Source organism: Sulfitobacter faviae (genome assembly GCF_029870955.1).
Classification (GTDB): Bacteria; Pseudomonadota; Alphaproteobacteria; order Rhodobacterales; family Rhodobacteraceae; genus Sulfitobacter; species Sulfitobacter faviae.
Genome location: NZ_PGFQ01000001.1, coordinates 1,599,523 through 1,619,965 on the forward strand (window position 1 = coordinate 1,599,523; position 20,443 = coordinate 1,619,965).

The window sequence follows — 20,443 nt, forward strand, 5'->3', positions numbered from 1 at the left end:
TTTATAGTGGTTTGGCCGGGGATTGTCACGCGAATGACACAAGATTTTGTGTCAGGCGAAGGGGATGATCAGGCCCACGAAAACCAGCATCGCGCCGGAGATCAGATTGATCCGCCGCAGAGTGCGCGGGGCGGTCAGAAAGCCGCGCAGATGGCCCACCAGGAGGGCAATCACGAGGTTGCCGACAAGCGGCACGATGACCGAAGCGGCGAGGATCAGCCCGATGTCGGGGGCGGTGACCTTGCGCAGGTCGAAGAAGCCGGGCAGCACGCCCATGTAGAACAGCACCGCCTTGGGATTGCCGAGGATCGCGATGAGCCCCGCGATGAAACCGGGCCACATGCCGGGGCGGGTGAGGCGGCTGTCGGTGTCGATCTTCGCACCCGCCTGCCGGATCAGGCCCAACCCCATGGCGATGAAGACCAGCGCCGCGGTCCAGCGCAGCACCTCCATAAGCGTGTCGAAGGCCGAGACGATCCAAGTGATCCCCAAGATCGCCACCAGCGGCCAGAGCATGTCGCCGATCGCGACGCCGAGCGCCAGCGGCCACGCCGCCTGAAACCCGCCCGAAAGCGCCCGGGCCATCATCGCCAGCCAGACCGGGCCGGGGGTGAGGAAGAGGATCAGGAGTGCGCCGCAGTAAAGCAGCAGGTCGGTGGGCGAGAGGGTCATGGCTGCCGCGCCACCTGCGACAGGCCGTCATCCTCGGTGACTTCCACGTATTGCGCGCGGTCCCCGAGGCTGTCGAAAAGCTCCGGCCCCGTGCCGGTCATCCAAGCCTGCGCGCCGAGCGCCGTGATCTCGTCGTAAAGCGCCGCGCGGCGGCCCGCGTCGAGATGCGCGGCCACCTCGTCCAGCAGCAGGATCGGCGGGGCGCCGAAATCGGCGGCGATGGCGCGGGCATTGGCGAGGATGAGCGAGACCAGCAGCGCCTTCTGTTCCCCGGTGGAGCAATCCCGCGCGGCGATGCCCTTGGCGGCATAGGTGCCCTCGAGGTCCGCGCGGTGCGGGCCGATCAGCGTGCGGCCGGCGGCGACATCGCGCATCCGGTTGTCCGACAGCGCCCGGCGCAGCCCTTCGGCGCTGTCGGGCATGTCGTTTTGCAGCATCAGCGTGGCGATGGGGAAGGCGGTCTGCGCCTCCTCCTGCGCGTTCGCGAGGGCCGTGAGGGCCTGTTGCCGGTTGGCATGGATCTGCGCCCCGGTCTCGGCCATGCGGTCTTCGAGGGCGGCGTACCACGCGGGCTCGCGGACCATGTCCTTCAGCAGGCGGTTGCGCTCGCGCATGGCCTTTTCATAGCTCAGCGACAGTTCGGCGTGATCGGGCAGCATCGACAGCGTCACCCGGTCGAGAAACCGCCGCCGCCCCTCGGCGCCTTCGATCCAGAGCCGATCCATCGCGGGGATGAGCCAGAGCACGCGGGCTATGCGGCCAAGCGCTGTCTGGGCTGCAGCTTTGCCGTCGATCTTGGTCTGCCGGGCGGCGCCGCCCTCGGACCAGATCTCGGCCTCATGCAGCACGCTTGGCCCATGCAAGACCCCGGTGATTTTCCAGCCCAGAGCCTCGGGACGGCGGGTCATGTCTTGCGCGCTGCTGCGCCGCAGCCCGCGTCCGGGCGACAGGAGCGAGATTGCTTCAATGACGTTGGTCTTGCCCGCGCCGTTGGGGCCGTAGAGCGCCACGGGACGTGCGTCGACCTCGATCACCGCGCGTTTGTGCGAGCGGAAATGCGACAGGCCGAGGTTGGAGAGATACAGCTGCGCCATTCAGACCCCGTTTTCTTTCAAAGAAAACGGCGCGGAAATTTTGAAAATTTCCGCCAGCGTCACACGCGCATCGGCATGACGACATAGACCGCAGAGGTATCGGTGCCTTCGCGCATCAGGGTCGGATCGCCCGAGGAGTTGAATAGGAAGACGGCGTTTTCGCGGTCCACCTGACTTGCGATCTCCAGCAGGTATTTCGCGTTGAAGCCGATTTCGAGCCGCTCGTCGCCATAGGCTACGGCCAGCTCTTCCTCCGCCGCACCGCTGTCCGGCGCGTTGACCGACAGCACCAGGCGGTCTTCGTCGAGTTGCAGTTTCACGGCGCGGGAGCGCTCGGAAGAGACGGTCGCCACGCGGTCCACCGCGCGGGCAAAATCGGCAGCGTCCACTTCCATCTTGCGGGTGTTTCCCTGCGGGATCACGCGGGTGTAGTCGGGGAAGGTGCCGTCGATGACCTTCGAGGTCAGGGTGATGGCGGGGGTGGCGAAACGGATCTTGGTCTCGGACACGGACACCGCGATTTCCATCTCATCATCGTCGAGCAGTTTGCGCAGCTCGCCCACGGTCTTGCGGGGCACGATCACGCCGGGCATCTCAGACGCCCCCTCGGGCATCTCGGCGTCGATCCGGGCCAGACGGTGACCGTCGGTCGCCACGCAGCGCAGGGCCTTGCCACCCTCGGCGTCCGCCACATGCAGGTAGACCCCGTTGAGGTAATAACGCGTCTCCTCGGTGGAGATGGCGAATTTCGACTTGTCGAACAGGCGGCGCAGCACCGGGGCCGGGGCCGAGAAGTTCGAGGCATACTCGGACGACGCCATGACCGGGAAGTCCTCGCGCGGCAGGGTGGCCAGCGAGAAGTTAGAGCGGCCCGCTTCGACCGTCAGGCGGCCAGCGGCGCTGTCGGCGGTGAGGCTAATCAGCGCGCCGTCGGGCAGCTTGCGCACGATCTCATGCAGCAGCGTGGCTGAGACGGTGGTGGCACCTGCGCGTTCAACTTGCGCGGCGACCTTGTCGACCACCTCGATATCCAGATCGGTGGCGCGGAAGGAGACATCGCTGCCCTCGGCCTCGATCAGCACGTTGGCGAGGATCGGAATGGTGTTGCGGCGCTCGACCACGGATTGGGCTTGCGAAACGGCTTTGAGCAGTGCCGCGCGTTCGATGCTGAATTTCATATGCCTTCTCCCATACCGACTGCCGGGAGAGGCAAACTACCCGGTTCCCACGCTTACACAAGAACTTTTGTGGCTTTGTTGAAGTGAATGCAAGAGGGGCGCAAGCTGCGCCCCCGATCGCTGTTTGACCGTGTCCTGAGGACAACCCTCAGGCCGCTATGATTAGGATTCGAGCGCCCGGCGCAGCAGTTCCAGATCCTCGGCGATCTGCCCGTCCGAGACCTTGAGTTCTTCGATGCGGCGCACCCCGTGCATGACGGTGGTGTGGTCGCGCCCGCCAAAGCGGCGGCCGATCTCGGGCAGGGAGCGGCTGGTCATCTGCTTGCACAGATACATCGCCACCTGACGCGGACGCGCGTAGCTGCGCAGGCGCTTGGGGCCGATCATGTCGCTCAGGCGGATGTTGTAGTGGTCGGAAACCTTGCGCTGAATTTCCTCGACCGAAATCTTGCGCTCCGAGGCGCGCAGCACGTCGGCCAGACAATCCTGCGTTAGCCCCATGTCGATCTCGCGGCCCACCAGCGAGGCGAAGGCGAAGAGACGGGTCAGCGCACCTTCGAGCACACGGACGTTCGAGGTGATGCGATGCGCGAGGAATTCCAACACGCCATCGGCCACTTCGAGGTCGGGGTAGGTCTTGCGCTGCACGTCGACCTTGCTTTGCAGGATGCCGAGGCGCAACTCGTAGTCCGTGGGGTGCAGGTCCACGATCAACCCGCATTGCAGGCGCGATTTCACGCGGTCTTCGAGATCCTTGATCTCACCCGGGGCGCGGTCGGCGGAGATGATGATTTGCTTGTGCTGGTCGACGAGCGCGTTGAACGTGTGGAAGAACTCTTCCTGCGTGGAATCCTTGCCCGCGATGAACTGCACGTCATCAACCATCAACACGTCGACGGAGCGGAAGATTTCCTTGAAATCCATCATCTTACGGTCGCGCAGGGCCTGCACGAAACGGTACATGAACTGTTCAGCCGAGAGGTAGAGCACGTTCATCTCGGGCTTGCGCTCATGCAGCTCGCGGGCAATCGCGTGCATCAGGTGGGTCTTGCCAAGGCCGACGCCCCCATAAAGGAACAGCGGGTTGAAGGTCACGGGGCCGCCTTCGGCGACACGGCGGGCGGCGGCATGGGCCAGTTCGTTGGGCTTGCCGACGACGAAATTGTCAAAGCTGAAGCGCGGGTCGAGCGGGGCGGTGCTGAGCTGCGAATTGGCGGCAGGTTTCGCGGCAGCCGAGGTCTGACGCGCAGCCGGGGCGGGCTTTTCGGCGGCAGGGGTGGGCTGCTGATTCAGGGCAAAGTTCAGGCGCGTGGCATCGGTGCCCGTCGCGTTGATCTCATGCAGAATCAGGTCCGAGAAGTTCTGGCTGACGTAGTTGCCGAAGAAGTTCGTCGGCACTTTGAGTGTCACGATTCCGTCTTCGACGGCGCCGGGCACAAGCGGTTCAATCCAGGTGGTGTAGTTGTTCTGCCCCACGGTCTTTAGAAGCCGCTCTTTGATCTCGCCCCAGTGATCTAATGTCATCGTGCCTTACGTCCCGCTTTGCTCTTCGCACAGAGGCCGAGTGGATCCCGGCCCTTAATATTGTTTCACCCGGCAACAGGTCATCCACCCGGTCCCACACGGATGACCGACCTGTGTCCTTCGGACTTTTAAAGAATGGCCTGCCCATGAGCCTTCTGTGCCGTAAACCGGCGCAAGAGGCGCTGAACGAACCGTTCGTGTTCTCATCGACAGGGTAAACGTGCTGGCAGCAGCATTCACGATGGTGCGCGGAACCGTCTGTGAACGGTCACTTGCACCCCCCTGAATTTGGCATTCTGCCAGTTGGCTGACGCCGTGTTCAGGGCCTGTCCCCCCAAGCGAAATGAATCGCTGGACCTTTGGTAGCAAGTGTTTCCGGTTCGCTTCAACATATCTTCCATCTTGACTCAGAGATTGCCGGAAAAGAATCTCTGGCGTGTTTTTTTCGCTGCACCCGCACGAAAAAAGGCGCCGCAATGCGGCGCCTCTTGTGTTTCTAAGGGCTTGGCTATGAAGCCAAATTAGCCCAGTGCTTTGACCCGCGCGGACAGGCGCGACATTTTGCGCGACGCGGTATTCTTGTGGAAAACGCCTTTGGTGACGCCGCGCATCAGCTCGGGCTGGGCGGCTTTCAGAGCGGCGGTTGCGGCTTCTTTATCACCGGAGGTGATCGCCTCTTCGACCTTGCGCAGGTAGGTGCGGATGCGCGAACGGCGTGCTTTGTTGATCGCAAAACGCTTTTCGTTTTGACGGGCGCGCTTTGCGGATTGACGGGTGTTTGCCATGAGTATCAGCCTTCGGGTTCATATGTTGCGTAGCAATGCGTGACGCCAACCCGACCGGAAATCCGGACCCCCTTGGGGTAGGTGATTCTAGCCAGAGCGGGCTGCACGCGCATGTATTGGTGCCGCCTATAAGGCAGCGGGCGCGGCAATGCAAGCCGCGCCGGGGGCGACGCTTATTTGTCGCGGAATTGCGCTTCGCGCTTTTCGAGGAAGGCAGACATGCCCTCTTTCTGGTCTTCGGTGTTGAACAGCGAATGGAACATGCGGCGTTCGAACAGCAGCCCCTCACTCAGCGGCACCTCATAGGCGCGGTTCACGCATTCCTTGACCACGGTGGCCGAGATCATGGATTTCTCGGCGATCTTGGCTGCGGCGCCCATCGCCTCTTCCATCAGCTTTTTCACCGGCACTACGCGCGACACGAGGCCCGAGCGTTCGGCTTCTTCGGCATCCATGAAGCGGCCCGTGAGGTTCATGTCCATCGCCTTGGACTTGCCTACCAGACGGGTCAGACGCTGGGTGCCGCCGATGCCCGCCACGACGCCGAGGTTGATCTCGGGCTGGCCGAACTTGGCGCTTTCCGAACAGATGATGAAGTCGCACATCATCGCCAGCTCGCAGCCCCCGCCGAGGGCATAGCCCGACACGGCGGCGATAATCGGCTTGCGCACCCGCAGGATCTGATCGGTTTCGGGCGTGAAAAGATCCCCCATGAAGACGTCGACAAAGCTTTTCTCGCGCATCATCGCGATATCGGCCCCGGCGGCGAATGCCTTTTCCGAGCCGGTGATGACGATGCAGCGGACCTTGTCGTTTTCCTGCGCGCTTTTCAGCGCCTTGGCGAGTTCACCCAGCAGCGCCTCGTTGAGCGCGTTCAGCGCATCCGGGCGGTTCAGGGTGATCAGGGCCACATGGTTGTCCACGTCCACGGTGATCGTTTCGTAAGCCATCAAGAATGCTCTTTGTTGTTGCGCTCAGGGGAATGTGCATACCACGGCACCCCCATGTTTCAAGTTATCTTTGGCAACGCGGACAATAGAAGGAAGCGCGTCCGCTTTGCACGATGCGCGCGATTGCCCCATCGCAGCCCGGTCTGCGGCAGGCTTGGCCCTCGCGGCCATAGACGTCGAAACTATGTTGGAAATAGCCCAATTCGCCATCCGCCTGCCGAAAATCCTTGAGCGACGATCCCCCGCCGTGATCGCATCGGCCAGCACTTGGCGGATGATCGGCACCAGCCCGGCGACCCGCGTGGCCGAGATGCGCCCGGCCTTGCGGGCCGGGTGAATCCCCGCGCGGTAAAGCGCTTCGCAGACATAGATATTGCCCAAGCCCGCCACGATCCGTTGATCCAGCAGCGCCGATTTGATCGGCGTGTTGCGGCCTTTCAGCGCGGCGACCAGATGCGCTTCGTGAAAGTCGTTGCCCAAGGGTTCCGGCCCGAGCGAGGCCAGCAGCTTGTGTGTCTCGGCCCCGGCGGTGGGCATCAGATCCATCGCGCCGAAACGGCGCGGGTCGTTAAAGGTGATCCGCACACCGTTACCCATATGCAACACGACATGGTCATGTTTCTCGGGCGCGGGGTGGTTGTGCTGAAATTGCCCCAGAGGGTCGCCCGAAACGAGCATTCGCCCGGACATGCCCAGATGCACCAAGAGCGATTCCCCGCTCGCCAGATCGGCGAGGATGTATTTCGACCGCCGCCGCAGCAGGCCGACGCGCTGCCCGGTCAGCCGCTCCGCCATCCGCTCGGGGAAGGGCCAGCGCAGGTCGGGGCGGTTCACCTCGGCGCGGGCGATCACTTGGCCCTCCATCGCGGGGGCCAGCCCCCGGCGGACGGTTTCGACCTCTGGCAGTTCCGGCATCTCGGTTTCCCCTCTGGCTTGCCTGTGACAAAAGGCACGCATTGTCCCTGCCCCCCGGCACCCTATAACAAGGGACAGAACCAGAGGATCGCAAGAGCAGATGACCCAGGACGCTGACAAAACAACCCATTTCGGTTTCGAGACCGTGCCCGAACATGAAAAGGCCGGGCGCGTGCAGGGTGTGTTCAACTCCGTCGCCAGCAAATACGACATCATGAACGATGTGATGAGTATGGGGATCCACCGCGTATGGAAGGAAGCGATGATGGACTGGCTCGCCCCGCGCCCCGGGCAGAAACTGCTCGATGTGGCGGGGGGCACCGGCGATGTGTCTTTCAAATTCCTCAAACGTGCCGGTCACGGCCATGCCACTGTGCTCGACCTGACCGAGCCGATGCTGGTCGAAGGCCGCCAGCGGGCCGAGGCGGACAGGCTGACCGGCAGCCTTGACTGGGTCGTGGGCGACGCCATGGCGCTGCCGTTCCCCGACAACACCTTCGACGTTTACACAATCAGCTTCGGCATCCGCAACGTGACCCGCCCGCAAGAGGCGCTGAACGAGGCGTACCGCGTGCTGCGCCCCGGTGGCCGTCTGATGGTGTTGGAGTTCAGCCAACTGCCCAACCCGGCAATGCAGAAAGCCTATGACCTCTACAGTTTCAACGTGATCCCGCGCATGGGTCAAGCCATCGCGGGCGACCGCGACAGCTATCAATATCTGGTCGAATCGATCCGTAATTTCCCCGATCAAGAGACCTTCCTGTCGATGGTGCGCGCGGCGGGCTTTGGGCAGGCCAAATATCGCAACCTGTCGATGGGGATCGCGGCGCTGCATTCGGGTTGGAAACTCTGATGCGCGGTCCGCACAACATTTGGCGGTTGATCCGCACGGGCGCGACCTTGGAACGCGCCGGGGCGATGAATGTGGTGCTGGATGCTTTCGATGCCTCCCCGCCGCTGCGTTTCGTGGCCCGCGCGCTTGGCCTGCCGTTCAAATGGCTGGGCTACAAGGGCGACCCGACGATGCCGCCCGCCACCCGCGCGCTCACGGCGCTTGGCCCGGCCTACATCAAATTCGGTCAGGTATTGTCGACCCGCCCCGACGTGGTGGGCGACGATCTGGCGGTGCAATTGCGCGTGTTGCAAGACAAGTTGCCGCCCTTTGACATGGCGCTGGCCCGCAGCGCGGTCGAGCAAGAGTTGGGCGAGCCGGTCAGCGCGATCTTTTCCGAGTTCAGCGAACCCGTCGCCGCGGCCTCCATCGCGCAGGTGCATCACGCGCGGCTGGCCGAGACCGGCGAAGAGGTCGCCGTCAAAGTCCTGCGGCCCGGCATCGAAAAAGCCTTCCGCAAGGACATTGACGCCTTCTACCTCGCCGCCCGCATGGCCGAGATTTTCTCGCCCGGGTCGCGCCGCCTGCGCCCGATGGAGGTGATCGAACATTTCGATGGCGTCGTGCGGGGGGAGCTGGACCTGCGGCTCGAAAGTTCCGCCGCGTCAGAGTTCGCCGCCAACACCAAGGATGACGCCGGGTTTCAACTGCCCGAGATCAAATGGAATTATTCGGGCCGCCGCGTGATGACGCTGGGCTGGGCCGATGGGCTGCCGTTGGGCGACAATGCCGCGCTGGATGCGGCGGGGCACGACCGGGTGGCGCTGTCGGAGCGGGTGTTGCAACTCTTCCTTCAGCACGCCCTGCGCGACGGTTATTTCCACGCCGACATGCATCAGGGCAATCTCAAGGTCGCGGCCAACGGCGACATCATCGCCTATGACTTCGGCATCATGGGCCATATCGACAGCTACACCCGCCGGGTCTATGCCGAGATTCTCTATGGCTTCATCCGCCGCGATTACCAGCGCGTCGCCAAGGTGCATTTCGAGGCGGGTTATGTGCCCGCCGACAAGGACGTCGATGAATTCGCCCGCGCCCTGCGTGCGGTGGGTGAGCCGATTTTCGGCATGGACGCCACCCGCATCTCCATGGCGCGGTTGCTGACCTATCTGTTCGAGGTGACCGAGCGTTTCGGCATGGAAACCCGGACCGAGTTGATCTTGCTGCAACGCACCATGGTCGTGGTCGAGGGCGTGGCCCGCTCGCTCAACCCGCATATCAACATCTGGGAAGTCGCCAGCCCCATCGTGACCGACTATATCACCCAGTCACTCGGTCCGCGGGCCATCGTCTCTGATCTGCGCGACACGGCGATGGTCATGGCCCGTTTCGGCCCCCGCCTGCCCGGGCTGGTCGAGCAGGCGCTGAACCGTCAGACCGAAGAGCAGGCCGAGCGCCAACCCCGTTTCTGGGGCTATATCGCGGCGACTGCGGTGATGTCTGGCGTGGCCGGGGCCACCACAATCGCCCTAATCGGCGCACTGCTTTAGGGCAGGGGGCCGCGAGGCCCCCCGGCCTTTAGGCGATACGTTCGATGGCCATGGCGATGCCTTGCCCGCCGCCGATGCACATGGTGATCAACGCGCGTTTGCCGCCGATCCGCTCCAACTCATACAGCGCCTTCACGGTGATGATCGCGCCCGTCGCGCCGACCGGGTGACCAAGCGCGATGGCCCCGCCGTTGGGGTTCACCTTTGCCGGGTCGAAGCCAAGCTCCTTGCTCACCGCCAGCGCCTGGCTCGCGAAAGCCTCGTTGCTTTCGATCACGTCAAAGTCATCGGCCTTCAGCCCGGTGCGCTCCAGCAGGCGGCGCACGGCGGGGACCGGGCCGATGCCCATGACCTCGGGTCGCACGCCGGCGTGGGCGTAGCCGAGGATGCGGGCGCGGGGTGTGAGCCCGGCGGCCTCCGCCGCCTCCGCGCGCGCCAGCACCAGCGCCGCGGCACCGTCGTTGATGCCGCTGGCGTTGCCCGCCGTGACGCGGCCATCTTTCTGGAAGACGGGGCGCAGCCCGGCCAGCGCCTCGGCGGTCGTGGATTTGGGGTGTTCGTCGGTGTCGAAGGGCACCATGTCGCGCTTCACCTTCACCTCGACGGGCACGATCTGCTCCTTGAAGTGTCCCGCTGCGATGGCCGCCGCCGCACGTTCTTGGCTTTGCAGGGCGAAGGCGTCCATCTCCTCGCGGGTGATGGTGTGTTCATCCGCCACGTTCTCTGCCGTCACGCCCATATGCCCGGTGCCGAAGGGGCAGTTCAACGTGCCCAGCAGCATGTCGAGGCTGCGTGCATCGCCCATCTTCTGGCCCCAGCGGGCATCGGGCAGCACGTAGGGCGCGCGCGACATGCTTTCGGCGCCGCCTGCGAGCGCGAAGTCCGCATCGCCCAGCATCAGGCTTTGCGTGGCCGAGACCAGCGCCTGCACGCCCGAGCCGCAGAGCCGGTTCACGTTCATCGCCGGCACCTCATCGGGCACGCCCGCCTCACGTGCGGCGACGCGGCTAAGGTACATGTCGCGCGGCTCGGTGTTGATGACGGTGCCAAAGACGACATGGCCGATCTGCGCCGGATCGACGCCCGCGCGCGCCATGGCCTCTGCCGCGACGGTGCTGCCCAGTTTGGTGGGCGGGGTGGCGGCAAGCGCGCCGCCGAAAGTGCCGATGGCGGTGCGTGCGCCGCTCAGGATGACGATATCGTCTGACATAAAACTCTCCTCTTATCGTTGGCGGCACTATGGGGGCGGGCGCGGCAAAGTCAGGAGAAACGTCCCGTCATGCGACAGCTTGACAGGGAGGGGGCGCCGCGCGACATATCCGCCATGACGGACAACACCGACAAGATCCTGACACAGCTGCCTGCCCGCCTGAAAGAGGCGCGGCAGGGGCAGGGGTTGTCGCTCGACGCCGTGGCGAAGCTCTCGGGCGTGTCGCGCTCCATGGTCAGCCAGATTGAGCGCGGCGAATCGAGCCCCACCATCGCGACCCTGTGGAACCTCACCCGCGCTTTGCAGGTGGATTTTGCCGGTCTTCTGGATGCCGCCCCCGGCGAGCCGCAGATCGAAGTACTGCGCAGCGCCGCCGTGCCGACGATCAGCAATCTGGGCGACGGTTGCCGCATTCGCATTCTCTCCCCGCCCGAGGAAGCCGGGCATCACGAGGTTTATGAATTGCTCATCGCCGAAGGCGGCGTGCTCGACAGTGCGCCCCACACCCGCGGCGCGCGCGAGCACCTTAGCGTCTTCGAAGGCGCGGTAGAGGTCACCAGCGGCAGCGGGACCGAGCGGCTGCAGGCCGGCGACACCGCGCGCTATGCCGCCGACGTGCCCCATGCGATCCGCGCGACAGAGGGGCCGGTGCGCGCCTTTCTGGTGGTTCAAGACGCCTAGTTTCCGCAATATCGGAAAAATTCCGCCATTCCGGAAATCCTCTATTTCGGAACGGCCTCCGTTATGGTAGATGCCTTCTGAAAAGGAGAGCCTCATGACCCAAGCATTTCTGTCCCATGTCACCGACACCCTGTCCGAGATCGACGCCGAGGGCATGATGAAGCGCGAGCGGCTCATCACCACCCCGCAGGGCGGTGAGATCGCGGTGGGTGACCGCGAGGTCATCAACCTTTGCGCCAACAACTACCTCGGCCTTGCCGATCATCCCGCGCTCATCGCCGCCGCCAAGGAAGCGATGGACGAGAAGGGTTTCGGCATGGCCTCCGTCCGCTTCATCTGCGGCACGCAGGACATCCATCGGGAGCTGGAGCAGAAGCTGGCCAATTTCCTCGGCCATGACGATTCGATCCTCTTCGCCGCCTGTTTCGACGCCAACGGCGGGCTGTTCGAGCCGCTGCTGGGGCCGGAGGACGCGGTGATCTCGGACGCGCTGAACCATGCCTCGATCATCGACGGCATCCGGCTCTGCAAGGCCAAGCGCTACCGCTATGCCAACAGCGATATGGAGGATCTGGAGGCCAAGCTGAAACAGGCCCGCGAGGACGGCGCGCGCTTCATCATGATCGCCACCGACGGGGTCTTCTCGATGGACGGCTATCTGGCGAAACTGCCCGAGATCGTGGCGCTGGCCGAGAAATACGAGGCGCTGGTGATGGTCGACGATTGCCATTCCACCGGCTTCATGGGGCCAAAGGGCGCGGGCACCCCGGCGCATCACGGGGTCAAGGTGGACATCGTGACGGGCACGCTGGGCAAGGCGCTCGGCGGCGCCATCGGCGGCTATATCGCGGGGCCGCAGCCGGTGATCGATCTGCTGCGCCAGCGCGCGCGGCCCTATCTGTTCTCGAACTCGCTGCCGTCGTCGATCGTGCGCGCCGGCATCCGCGCGCTGGAACTGGTGGAAGAGGGCGACGACCTGCGCGCGCGCCTTTTCGAGAACACCGAATACTGGCGCGCGGGGCTGGAAAAGCTGGGTTTCGACCTGCTGCCCGGCGAACATCCCATCGTGCCGGTCATGCTAGGCGAGGCGCAACTGGCGCAGGACATGGCGGCGAAGCTCTTCGAGGAAGGCGTCTATGTTTCCGGCTTCTTCTTCCCGGTGGTGCCGCGCGGTCAGGCGCGCATCCGCACCCAGATGAACGCGGCCCTGACCCGCGAGCAATTGGACCGCGCGCTGAAAGCCTTCGAGACGGCCGGCAAGGCTTGCGGGGTGATCTGATGGCGACGAACGAGATGAAGGCGCTGGCCAAGCTGCACCCCCGCGAGGGGCTGTGGATGACCCATGCCCCGGTGCCCGAGATCGGCCCCGACGACGTGCTGATCAAGATCAACAAGACCGGCATCTGCGGCACCGATATCCACATCTGGAACTGGGACGACTGGGCCGCCGGGACGGTGCCGGTGGGGCTGATCACCGGCCATGAATTCGCCGGCGAGATCGTCGAGCTTGGCCGCAATGTCGAGGGGCTGGAGATCGGCCAGCGCTGCTCGGGCGAGGGGCATCTGATCGGCAAGCAGTCGCGGCAAAGCCGCGCGGGCAAGTTCCACCTCGATCCCGCGACGCGGGGCATCGGGGTGAACGAACAGGGGGCCTTTGCGCAATACCTGCGTCTGCCCGCCTTCAACGTGGTGCCGCTGCCGGATGAGATTTCGGACGACATCGGCGCGATCCTTGATCCTTTGGGCAACGCGGTGCACACGGCCCTCAGCTTCGATCTGGTGGGCGAGGACGTGCTGATCACCGGCGCGGGGCCCATCGGCATCATGGCCGCCGCGGTGTCGCGGCACGTCGGCGCGCGGCATGTGGTGATCACGGATGTGAACCCCGACCGACTGGCGCTGGCGGAAAAGGTCGCCGACGTGGTGCCGGTGAACGTGGCCAAGGAGGATTTGGCCGATGTGATCCCGCGGCTGAAGATGAAACAGGGTTTTGACGTCGGGCTCGAGATGTCGGGCAACCAGCAGGCGCTGGATCAGATGGTCGAGGCGATGACCATGGGCGGGCGCATCGCCATGCTGGGCATTCCGCCGGGCAAGTCGCCGGTGGACTGGAGCCGGATTGTTTTCAAGGCGATCACCATCAAGGGCGTCTACGGCCGCGAGATTTTCGAGACCTGGTACAAGATGATCGCCATGTTGGAAAACGGGCTGGATGTCTCCGCCATCATCACCCACCGCTTCGGGGTCGACGAATTCGAGCAGGGCTTCGCCGCGATGAAATCGGGGCGGTCAGGCAAGGTGGTGCTGGACTGGACCTGAACCGCTCAGGGGCGCAGGCGATTGCGCCCCTGTTGCGTGAGAACCCAAACGTCTTCCCCTTCGAACACCGCCGCGCAGAGCGGTTTGCCATAGCCCGCCCCGGTGTCGAGGTTCACCCGGTTGCCATAGTGCATGGCGCTGTCGACCGGCGTGTGGCCGTGGACGATCAGCTTGGGATGCGGCGCGGTGTATTGGTGAAACTCCTTGCGGATCCACAGCAGATCATTCTCGCGCTGATCGTCCAGTGGCACCTCGGGGCGGATGCCCGCATGAGCAAAGAAGAGGTCGGGCGTTTGATGCGACAGGGCGAGGGTCTTGAGGAAATCCACATGGCTCTGTGGCACCGCTGCGCGGGCTTTCTCGTGCACCTCTGACATCCGGTCGCGCCCGCTGACCGACACGCCGTAGGAGTTCAGCGTCGTGTCACCGCCCAAACGCGGGTTTAGCCAGTTAAGCTCAACCAGCAGCAGCGGATCGTGGCGGGGGAAATCCTCCATGAACCAGCTGAACATGCGGTCGTGATTGCCCATTAGGAAGGTCCAATTGCGGCCCTCGGCCTTGCCTTGGGCCAGCCGTTCGATCACCGTTTTGCTGTCGGGGCCGCGGTCGGTGTAATCGCCCAGAAAGACAATCTGCGCCTCCGGCCCGCCGTCTTCTTCGATCAGGGTCAAAACGCGCTCAAGCTCGGCGGCGTAACCGTGGATGTCTCCGATGGCATAGATGGGGCTGGGCATGATTGTTCCTGTCCTTCTGCACCCCCTCGTGATGCCGCAAAGCGGCGGGGAAGGGAAGGCTTAGGCCCGACAATGCCCCAAAAGCAAAAGCGCCCCACGAGGGGGCGCTTCCAGATTGTGCAGGTCGTGCGGGCCTTAGGCCACGTCGAATTGCAGCGGCTTGATCTGCCGGAACATGCCGGTGTCGCGCAGCTTGCCGATCACTGTTTCGGGCACCTGATCGTCGACATAGAGCAGGGCAATCGCCTCGCCCTTGGCGGTGTGGCGGCCAAGGGTGAAGTTGGCGATGTTCACGCCATTCTCGCCCATGGTCTGGCCCAGTGTGCCGATGATGCCCGGCACGTCTTCGTTGGTGGTGTAGAGCATATGCTCCCCGATCTCGGCGTCGATGGTGATGCCCTTGATCTGGATGAAGCGCGGCTTGCCGTCCGAGAAGACGGTGCCCGCGATGGAGCGCTCGCGCTTCTCGGTCACCACGGTCACCTTGACGTAGCCGTCGAAGACGCCGGATTTGTCTTGGTTGGTGGTGGAGATCTGGATGCCTTTCTCACGCGCGACCACGGGGGCGGAGACCATGTTCACGTCCGGGTTGGCCCGCTTCATGATGCCCGCCACGACGCCGCAGTTCAGCGCCTTGAGGTTCATCTTGGCGACCGAACCGTCGTAGAGGATGTTGATCGCCTTGATCGGCTCGTCCGTCATCTGGCCGATGAAGGCGCCGAGGTGGCCGGCGAGCTTGACCCAGGGGCCCATGACCTTGGCTTCTTCGGCGGTGACCGAGGGCATGTTGAGCGCGTTGGTCACGGCGCCGGTCAGCAGGTAGTCGGACATCTGCTCGGCCACCTGCAGGGCCACGTTCTCCTGTGCCTCGGTGGTCGCGGCGCCGAGGTGCGGGGTGCAGACCACGTTGGGCAGGTTGAAGAGCGGGTTCTCCTTGGCCGGTTCCTCGGCGAAGACGTCGAAGCCCGCGCCCGCCACGTGACCGGATTTCAGAAGGTCGGCCAGCGCTTCCTCATCCACCAGACCGCCGCGGGCGCAGTTGATGATGCGCACGCCGGGCTTGGTTTTTTCGAGGTTCTCACGGCTCAGGATGTTCGCCGTCTGCTCGGTGAAGGGGACGTGCAGGGTGATGAAGTCGGCACGGGTCAGCAGCTCATCAAGCTCGACCTTCTCGACGCCCATCTTCTCGGCCTTCTCCTCGCCCAAGAAGGGGTCATAGGCCACGACCTTCATCTTCAGCCCGCGCGCGCGGTCGCAGACGATGCCGCCGATGTTGCCCGCACCGATTACGCCAAGGGTCTTGCCGGTCAGCTCGACCCCCATGAACTTGGACTTTTCCCACTTGCCCGCGTGGGTGGAGGCGCTGGCCTCGGGGATTTGCCGCGCCACGGCGAACATCATCGCGATGGCATGTTCGGCGGTGGTGATCATGTTGCCGAAGGGCGTGTTCATCACGATCACACCCTGTTTCGAGGCGGCTTCCTTGTCAATGTTGTCGGTGCCGATGCCCGCGCGGCCAATCACCTTGAGGTTCGGCGCGTTGGCGAGGATCTTTTCCGTCACCTTGGTGGCCGAGCGGATGGCGAGGCCGTCATAGTTGCCGATGATCTCGGCCAGCTTGTCTTTGTCCTTGCCCAGATCGGGCTGAAAATCCACGTCGATGCCGCGGTCGCGGAAGATCTGAACGGCAGCTTCGGAGAGTTTGTCGGAGATGAGTACTTTGGGGGCCATTTGTCTGGTCCTTCATAAACGGGGTCAGCGGTGCGCAGAGACGCGCAGCCGAAGAGAGGGGGGAGTAGGGTGCGCGATCCTCGCGCACCGTCGCGTCACGCGTTGATTTCGGCTTCAAAAGCCCATTCGAGCCAAGGCAGCATCGCTTCGATGTCCGCCGTCTCGACCGTGCCGCCGCACCAGATGCGCAGGCCCGGAGGGGCATCGCGGTAGGCGCCGATGTCGAGCGCTGCGCCCTCATCCGCCAGCCGCTTGGCCACGGCCTTGGCAAAGGCGGCGCCGTCTTCGATGCGGTCGTCGGTGAACTTCAGGCAGACCGATGTGTTGGAGCGTGTCGCGGGATCGGTGGCGAGGAAGTCGATCCAGTCATGCGCCTCGACGAAATCGGCCACGGCCTTGGTGTTGGCATCGGCGCGGGCGATCAGCCCTTCCAGGCCGCCCACGGATTTGGCCCAGTCCAGCGCCAGCAGGTAATCCTCGACGCAGAGCATCGACGGCGTGTTGATCGTCTCGCCGCGGAAAATGCCCTCGTTCAGCTTGCCGCCCTTGGTCAGGCGGAAGATCTTGGGCAGCGGCCACGCGGGGGTGTAATTCTCCAGCCGTTCCACGGCGCGGGGCGACAGGATCAGCATGCCATGCGCTGCTTCGCCGCCCAGCACCTTCTGCCAAGAGAAGGTTGTCACATCGAGCTTGTCCCACGGCAGGTCCTGCGCGAAGGCGGCGGAGGTCGCGTCGCAGAGCGTCAGGCCCGCGCGGTCTGCCGGGATCACGTCGCCCGTGGGCACGCGCACGCCGGAGGTCGTGCCGTTCCAGGTAAAGCAGACGTCGTTGTCATAATTCAGCGCGGCCATGTCGACGATCTCGCCATATTCGGCGGTGTGGACCTGCGCCTCGATCTTCAGCTGCTTGACCACGTCGGTGACCCAGCCCGCGCCGAAGCTTTCCCAAGCCACCATCTCCGCGGGCCGTTCGCCCAAGAGCGACCACATGGCCATCTCGAAAGCGCCAGTGTCGGAGGCGGGCACGATGCCGATGCGGTAGTCGGCGGGCACGCCGAGCACTTCGCGGGTGGTCTCGATCGCCTCTGCGAGCTTGGCCTTGCCGGGCGCGGCACGGTGGCTGCGGCCCAGCGGAGCATCGCCAAGCTTGGTCAGGTCGAATGTGGGGATTTTGGCGCAGGGGCCGGAGGAGAAACGTGGGTTTGCCGGTACGGCAACAGGTTTCGCTTCCGGGCGCGGTGCCGGTTGGTTCATAGCCATTGATGCTACCCTCTCAGATAATCGCCCTTCGTTGGGGAAGGGTGTCCCACTTGCCGGGATACGCGGGGAGGCCGGGCTGGCGCAAGTCGCAAAATGACGCTAGGACGCCGGTCATGTCGCTTTGCGCGGCGCGAATGATGCGGATCGGAAACTTATGTTCACGGCAATCTTGTTGACCTCCCCCACCAACCCCAGCCTCGACCCCGCGCTGGTGGAAAGCCTGCGCAATGCTTGGGGCGGGGGTGACGCGCTTTGGCTGGCCCCGGATGAGGCGGCGGAGTTCTCGTTGACCCAGATGCCGGAAAACCGTTGGGATGTCTGGGAAAGCTGCCAGTCCATGGGGGTCGATCTGGTGATCGTGCCGACAGAGGGCCGCCGCAAGAAGATGCTGCTGGCCGATATGGACAGCACGATGATCCAGCAGGAGTGCATCGACGAACTGGCCGATGAGGCGGGCGTCGGGGCGCGCGTGAAAGAGATCACCGCCCGCGCCATGAATGGCGAGCTGGATTTCGACGGCGCCCTGCGCGAACGGGTCGGCCTGTTGAAAGGGTTGGAAGCCAGCGTCATCGACAAGGTCTTGGCCGAGCGGATCACTCTGATGCCCGGAGGCGGTGCCTTGGTGGGCACGATGAAGGCCAACGGCGGCTATGCCGCGCTGGTCTCGGGCGGGTTCACCGCCTTTACTGCCAAAGTGGCCGAGATGCTGGGCTTTGACGAGAACCGCGCGAATACGCTGCTGGTTGAACAGGCCGCGCTGACGGGCGATGTGGGGCTGCCGATCCTCGGGCGTGAGGCCAAGGTCACCGCGCTGGAAGAGATCACGGCAAAGCTGGGCATTGCCGAGGATCAGGTCATCGCCGTGGGTGATGGGGCCAATGATCTGGGCATGTTGGGGCGCGCGGGCATGGGCGTGGCGCTACATGCAAAGCCTTCTGTCGCGGCGGAATGTGACATCCGCATCAACTTCGGCGATCTGACCGCGCTGCTGTTCGTGCAGGGCTATGCGCGTACCGAATTTGCAGGCTGAGCTTGCCCGCGTGGCGCTGCCGCATCCTTTGAGCTAGGCGGCAGCGCGAGTGGCTTAAAGCAGCCCCGCCGCTGGTTTCAGCATCCCGGTTTCAAGCCCGCGCCAGTTCTTGATCGGCGCGTTCATCCGCTTGAGCGCGGCGGGGTGGTTGGCGTCCAGCGCCCCCAGTTTGACCATCAGCGCGGTGATCGCACATTCGGCGGCGCGGGTGGTGCCGCAGGCGGCTTTCAATGCGATGCCCAGCTTGCGCTCGGGCCAGATGGCGATGAAGAACCCTTCGGCCCCGGTTTTCAGCGCGACCTTGCCATCCATCGCCCGCATCAGTTCCGTGCAGGCGCGACCTTCGCCCGCGACGAGTTCGGGGTGCAGGCGCATGGCCTCGTGCAGGCGCGCCTCGGCAGAGCCTTCGGGGGCGGCGGCGAAATGGGCCATGGCGCGGGCCATGCCGTGCAGGGTGCAGGCGTAATTCGGGGCCGAGCAGCCGTCGATCCCATAGCCGGGGGAGGTTTCTTGCGTGACCGTCTCGAAAGCCTCAAGGCAGGCTTTTTGCACCGCATGCTCCGGCTTTTCGTAATCGGCACCGCCGCCCAGATGTTGGTTCAGCGTCAGGAAGCCTGCGTGTTTGCCCGAGCAGTTGTTGTGGATCTGGCAGGGTTTTTCATGGGCGCGGATCAGCCCCTCCATCGCGTCGCGGTCGGCGGGCTCCTGCGGGCCGCAGCGAAAGGCGTCGTCGTCCAGACCCAGCGTGTCGAGCCAGACGCCCACCCGGTCGGTGTGGATGGCGGCCCCTTGGTGCGAGGCGCAGGCAAGCGCCAGTTGCTCGGTGCTGAGCCCCGCCTTGTCCGCCGCGCCGGAATTGATCAGCGGCAGCGCTTGGATCATCTTGGAGGAAGAGCGCGGCAGAATGACCTTTTCCGGGTCGCCCCAAGCCTCGACGATCTGGCCGCTGGCATCGCAGATCACGGCGTGACCGAAATGCACGCTTTCCAGAAAGGGTCCGCGCCAGATTTCCGCAAAGGGGGCTGCTTTGGTCATGAGGTTCATCCTGTTTCTGGGCGAAAACCTGCCAATCAGGGTTTCGTCGGTCGCGCGTTTGCCGTTATTGTGGTTGGTGTCGAACAGATAACAGACACCCGCAAGAGAGCAACCCGCCCGAGGTTGCCCGGTTGGGGTCTGTGGACGTGTTGAGGTCAAGGACGGCTGGAGGCTGGACAGATGGGAATGATGAAGACATGTGGTCTTGCACTTGGGGCGCTCGCCCTTGTGGCAAGTGGCGCTGTGGCGCAGGAGCAGAGCACCAACCGGGTGGCTGCCAAGACCGACTGGAGCGTCTTTGTAGAAGATAACCCGACAGAATGCTGGGGCGTCTCTACGCCCAAGGAAGTGGTCAACACGCGCGACGGGCGTGTGGTGGCGGTGAACCGGGGCCAGACATTGCTGATGGTATTCTACCGCCCTTCGGCAGAGGCCAAGGGTCAAGTTGCTTTCACCGGCGGCTATCCTTTCGCCTCGGGCTCGACCGTGACGATGAGCATTTCGGGCAATACCTATGAGCTGTTCACCGAAGGCGAATGGGCATGGCCCGCGACAACGGCGGATGACGCCAAGATCATCGCTGCGATGAAACGCGGTGCGGATGCGACGCTGGTCGGCAAGTCTTCGCGCGGGACGCAGACCAAGGACACCTTCTCGCTTCTGGGCTTCACCGCTGCGGTGGAAGATGCGGAGAAGCGCTGCGGGGGGTGAACCTCTGCGATTTGAGAGTTTGGGACGGCCTCGCGTTTGCGGGGCCGTTTTTGTTTGGGGCGAACGTGCCACCCGGGCCCGGGACAAGCCGTAGGCGCCGGGCCATCGCCTGCCCGCCCCCCGGGTAGGCGATTTGGTGAAGCTGTGTGACTTCGCGGGCGCACACCATGGTTGAGGCATGAAGTGGTATCGAAAATATGTTGGTTCGCCGACCCGCGGGCAAGCGATGG

18 protein-coding genes and 1 pseudogene are annotated in these 20,443 nt (G+C 64.2%); 7 read left to right on the plus strand and 12 right to left on the minus strand.

Annotation, left to right across the window (positions count from 1 at the left end):
* Positions 1-51 precede the first annotated feature (51 nt).
* From CUR85_RS08265 to mutM, 7 genes and pseudogenes are all read right to left on the minus strand, one after another.
* Complete coding sequence (locus tag CUR85_RS08265; protein ID WP_067263759.1) at positions 52-672, minus strand: LysE family translocator; 621 nt, start codon at positions 670-672, stop codon at positions 52-54.
* Positions 669-1,766 (minus strand): DNA replication/repair protein RecF, encoded by a 1,098-nt coding sequence (gene recF, locus CUR85_RS08270; protein WP_067263771.1) that lies wholly within the window; start codon positions 1,764-1,766, stop codon positions 669-671. The genes CUR85_RS08265 and recF overlap by 4 nt, the downstream gene beginning before the upstream one ends.
* A 59-nt stretch (positions 1,767-1,825) precedes the next feature.
* Entirely contained in the window at positions 1,826-2,944 is a 1,119-nt protein-coding gene (gene dnaN, locus CUR85_RS08275; RefSeq protein WP_067263773.1) for a DNA polymerase III subunit beta, read from the minus strand.
* A gap of 162 nt (positions 2,945-3,106) precedes the next feature.
* A complete protein-coding gene (gene dnaA / locus CUR85_RS08280; RefSeq protein ID WP_136720544.1) occupies positions 3,107-4,468 on the minus strand; it encodes a chromosomal replication initiator protein DnaA in 1,362 nt (453 codons plus the stop codon).
* 521 nt (positions 4,469-4,989) lie between these two features.
* Positions 4,990-5,253 (minus strand): 30S ribosomal protein S20, encoded by a 264-nt coding sequence (rpsT, locus tag CUR85_RS08285; RefSeq protein ID WP_067261164.1) that lies wholly within the window; start codon positions 5,251-5,253, stop codon positions 4,990-4,992.
* 173 nt (positions 5,254-5,426) lie between these two features.
* Positions 5,427-6,203 carry an enoyl-CoA hydratase gene (locus tag CUR85_RS08290; RefSeq protein WP_067261165.1) on the minus strand — a complete coding sequence of 259 codons (777 nt, stop codon included), beginning with the start codon at positions 6,201-6,203 and terminating at the stop codon, positions 5,427-5,429.
* A 64-nt stretch (positions 6,204-6,267) separates the two neighbouring features.
* Positions 6,268-7,118: pseudogene (mutM, locus tag CUR85_RS08295) on the minus strand (bifunctional DNA-formamidopyrimidine glycosylase/DNA-(apurinic or apyrimidinic site) lyase).
* Positions 7,119-7,218: 100 nt separating this feature from the next.
* On the opposite strand from mutM, the gene ubiE reads away from it, so the two are divergent.
* Complete coding sequence (gene ubiE, locus CUR85_RS08300) at positions 7,219-7,971, plus strand: bifunctional demethylmenaquinone methyltransferase/2-methoxy-6-polyprenyl-1,4-benzoquinol methylase UbiE (protein ID WP_067261168.1); 753 nt, start codon at positions 7,219-7,221, stop codon at positions 7,969-7,971.
* Complete coding sequence (gene ubiB, locus CUR85_RS08305) at positions 7,971-9,503, plus strand: 2-polyprenylphenol 6-hydroxylase (protein WP_067261170.1); 1,533 nt, start codon at positions 7,971-7,973, stop codon at positions 9,501-9,503. The genes ubiE and ubiB overlap by 1 nt, the downstream gene beginning before the upstream one ends.
* A gap of 28 nt (positions 9,504-9,531) precedes the next feature.
* Here ubiB and CUR85_RS08310 read toward each other — a convergent pair whose 3' ends face one another.
* Positions 9,532-10,713: an acetyl-CoA C-acyltransferase family protein gene (locus CUR85_RS08310; protein WP_067261172.1), complete on the minus strand. Its 1,182-nt coding sequence runs from the start codon at positions 10,711-10,713 to the stop codon at positions 9,532-9,534.
* Positions 10,714-10,827: 114 nt separating this feature from the next.
* Between CUR85_RS08310 and CUR85_RS08315 the strand changes: the two genes are divergently transcribed.
* From CUR85_RS08315 to tdh, 3 genes are all read left to right on the plus strand, one after another.
* Positions 10,828-11,394 carry a helix-turn-helix domain-containing protein gene (locus CUR85_RS08315; protein ID WP_067261174.1) on the plus strand — a complete coding sequence of 189 codons (567 nt, stop codon included), beginning with the start codon at positions 10,828-10,830 and terminating at the stop codon, positions 11,392-11,394.
* Positions 11,395-11,488: 94 nt separating this feature from the next.
* Positions 11,489-12,673, plus strand: coding sequence for a glycine C-acetyltransferase (locus tag CUR85_RS08320; protein ID WP_067261176.1), 1,185 nt, complete (start codon positions 11,489-11,491; stop codon positions 12,671-12,673).
* Positions 12,673-13,713: an L-threonine 3-dehydrogenase gene (gene tdh / locus CUR85_RS08325; RefSeq protein ID WP_136720545.1), complete on the plus strand. Its 1,041-nt coding sequence runs from the start codon at positions 12,673-12,675 to the stop codon at positions 13,711-13,713. Before CUR85_RS08320 ends, tdh begins: the two co-directional genes overlap by 1 nt.
* Before the next feature lie 5 nt (positions 13,714-13,718).
* On the opposite strand, the gene CUR85_RS08330 is transcribed toward tdh, so the two are convergent.
* The 3 genes from CUR85_RS08330 to CUR85_RS08340 all read right to left on the minus strand — a co-directional run bounded on the left by CUR85_RS08330 (position 13,719) and on the right by CUR85_RS08340 (position 17,437).
* Entirely contained in the window at positions 13,719-14,447 is a 729-nt protein-coding gene (locus tag CUR85_RS08330; RefSeq protein WP_067263796.1) for a metallophosphoesterase family protein, read from the minus strand.
* Positions 14,448-14,582: 135 nt separating this feature from the next.
* Positions 14,583-16,178 (minus strand): phosphoglycerate dehydrogenase, encoded by a 1,596-nt coding sequence (gene serA, locus CUR85_RS08335; protein WP_067263789.1) that lies wholly within the window; start codon positions 16,176-16,178, stop codon positions 14,583-14,585.
* A gap of 95 nt (positions 16,179-16,273) precedes the next feature.
* Positions 16,274-17,437, minus strand: coding sequence for a phosphoserine transaminase (locus CUR85_RS08340; RefSeq protein WP_067263787.1), 1,164 nt, complete (start codon positions 17,435-17,437; stop codon positions 16,274-16,276).
* 154 nt (positions 17,438-17,591) lie between these two features.
* On the opposite strand from CUR85_RS08340, the gene serB reads away from it, so the two are divergent.
* Complete coding sequence (gene serB / locus CUR85_RS08345) at positions 17,592-18,467, plus strand: phosphoserine phosphatase SerB (RefSeq protein WP_067263784.1); 876 nt, start codon at positions 17,592-17,594, stop codon at positions 18,465-18,467.
* 54 nt (positions 18,468-18,521) lie between these two features.
* Here the strand turns inward: serB and CUR85_RS08350 are convergent, their stop codons facing one another.
* Positions 18,522-19,502, minus strand: coding sequence for an asparaginase (locus CUR85_RS08350; protein WP_067261591.1), 981 nt, complete (start codon positions 19,500-19,502; stop codon positions 18,522-18,524).
* Between the two features lie 186 nt (positions 19,503-19,688).
* Between CUR85_RS08350 and CUR85_RS08355 the strand changes: the two genes are divergently transcribed.
* Positions 19,689-20,213, plus strand: coding sequence for an invasion associated locus B family protein (locus CUR85_RS08355; protein ID WP_082851954.1), 525 nt, complete (start codon positions 19,689-19,691; stop codon positions 20,211-20,213).
* Positions 20,214-20,443: the final 230 nt, after the last annotated feature.

Coding starts and splice junctions, on each gene's coding strand:
- CUR85_RS08265 (WP_067263759.1), bottom strand. CDS start 672: ATGACCCTCTCGCCCACCGACCTGCTGCTTTACTGCGGCGCACTCCTG.
- dnaN (WP_067263773.1), bottom strand. CDS start 2,944: ATGAAATTCAGCATCGAACGCGCGGCACTGCTCAAAGCCGTTTCGCAA.
- rpsT (WP_067261164.1), bottom strand. CDS start 5,253: ATGGCAAACACCCGTCAATCCGCAAAGCGCGCCCGTCAAAACGAAAAG.
- CUR85_RS08340 (WP_067263787.1), bottom strand. CDS start 17,437: ATGGCTATGAACCAACCGGCACCGCGCCCGGAAGCGAAACCTGTTGCC.
- CUR85_RS08330 (WP_067263796.1), bottom strand. CDS start 14,447: ATGCCCAGCCCCATCTATGCCATCGGAGACATCCACGGTTACGCCGCC.
- dnaA (WP_136720544.1), bottom strand. CDS start 4,468: ATGACATTAGATCACTGGGGCGAGATCAAAGAGCGGCTTCTAAAGACC.
- CUR85_RS08320 (WP_067261176.1), top strand. CDS start 11,489: ATGACCCAAGCATTTCTGTCCCATGTCACCGACACCCTGTCCGAGATC.
- CUR85_RS08350 (WP_067261591.1), bottom strand. CDS start 19,502: ATGACCAAAGCAGCCCCCTTTGCGGAAATCTGGCGCGGACCCTTTCTG.
- ubiE (WP_067261168.1), top strand. CDS start 7,219: ATGACCCAGGACGCTGACAAAACAACCCATTTCGGTTTCGAGACCGTG.
- serB (WP_067263784.1), top strand. CDS start 17,592: ATGTTCACGGCAATCTTGTTGACCTCCCCCACCAACCCCAGCCTCGAC.
- CUR85_RS08310 (WP_067261172.1), bottom strand. CDS start 10,713: ATGTCAGACGATATCGTCATCCTGAGCGGCGCACGCACCGCCATCGGC.
- recF (WP_067263771.1), bottom strand. CDS start 1,766: ATGGCGCAGCTGTATCTCTCCAACCTCGGCCTGTCGCATTTCCGCTCG.
- ubiB (WP_067261170.1), top strand. CDS start 7,971: ATGCGCGGTCCGCACAACATTTGGCGGTTGATCCGCACGGGCGCGACC.
- tdh (WP_136720545.1), top strand. CDS start 12,673: ATGGCGACGAACGAGATGAAGGCGCTGGCCAAGCTGCACCCCCGCGAG.
- CUR85_RS08315 (WP_067261174.1), top strand. CDS start 10,828: ATGACGGACAACACCGACAAGATCCTGACACAGCTGCCTGCCCGCCTG.
- serA (WP_067263789.1), bottom strand. CDS start 16,178: ATGGCCCCCAAAGTACTCATCTCCGACAAACTCTCCGAAGCTGCCGTT.
- CUR85_RS08355 (WP_082851954.1), top strand. CDS start 19,689: ATGATGAAGACATGTGGTCTTGCACTTGGGGCGCTCGCCCTTGTGGCA.
- CUR85_RS08290 (WP_067261165.1), bottom strand. CDS start 6,203: ATGGCTTACGAAACGATCACCGTGGACGTGGACAACCATGTGGCCCTG.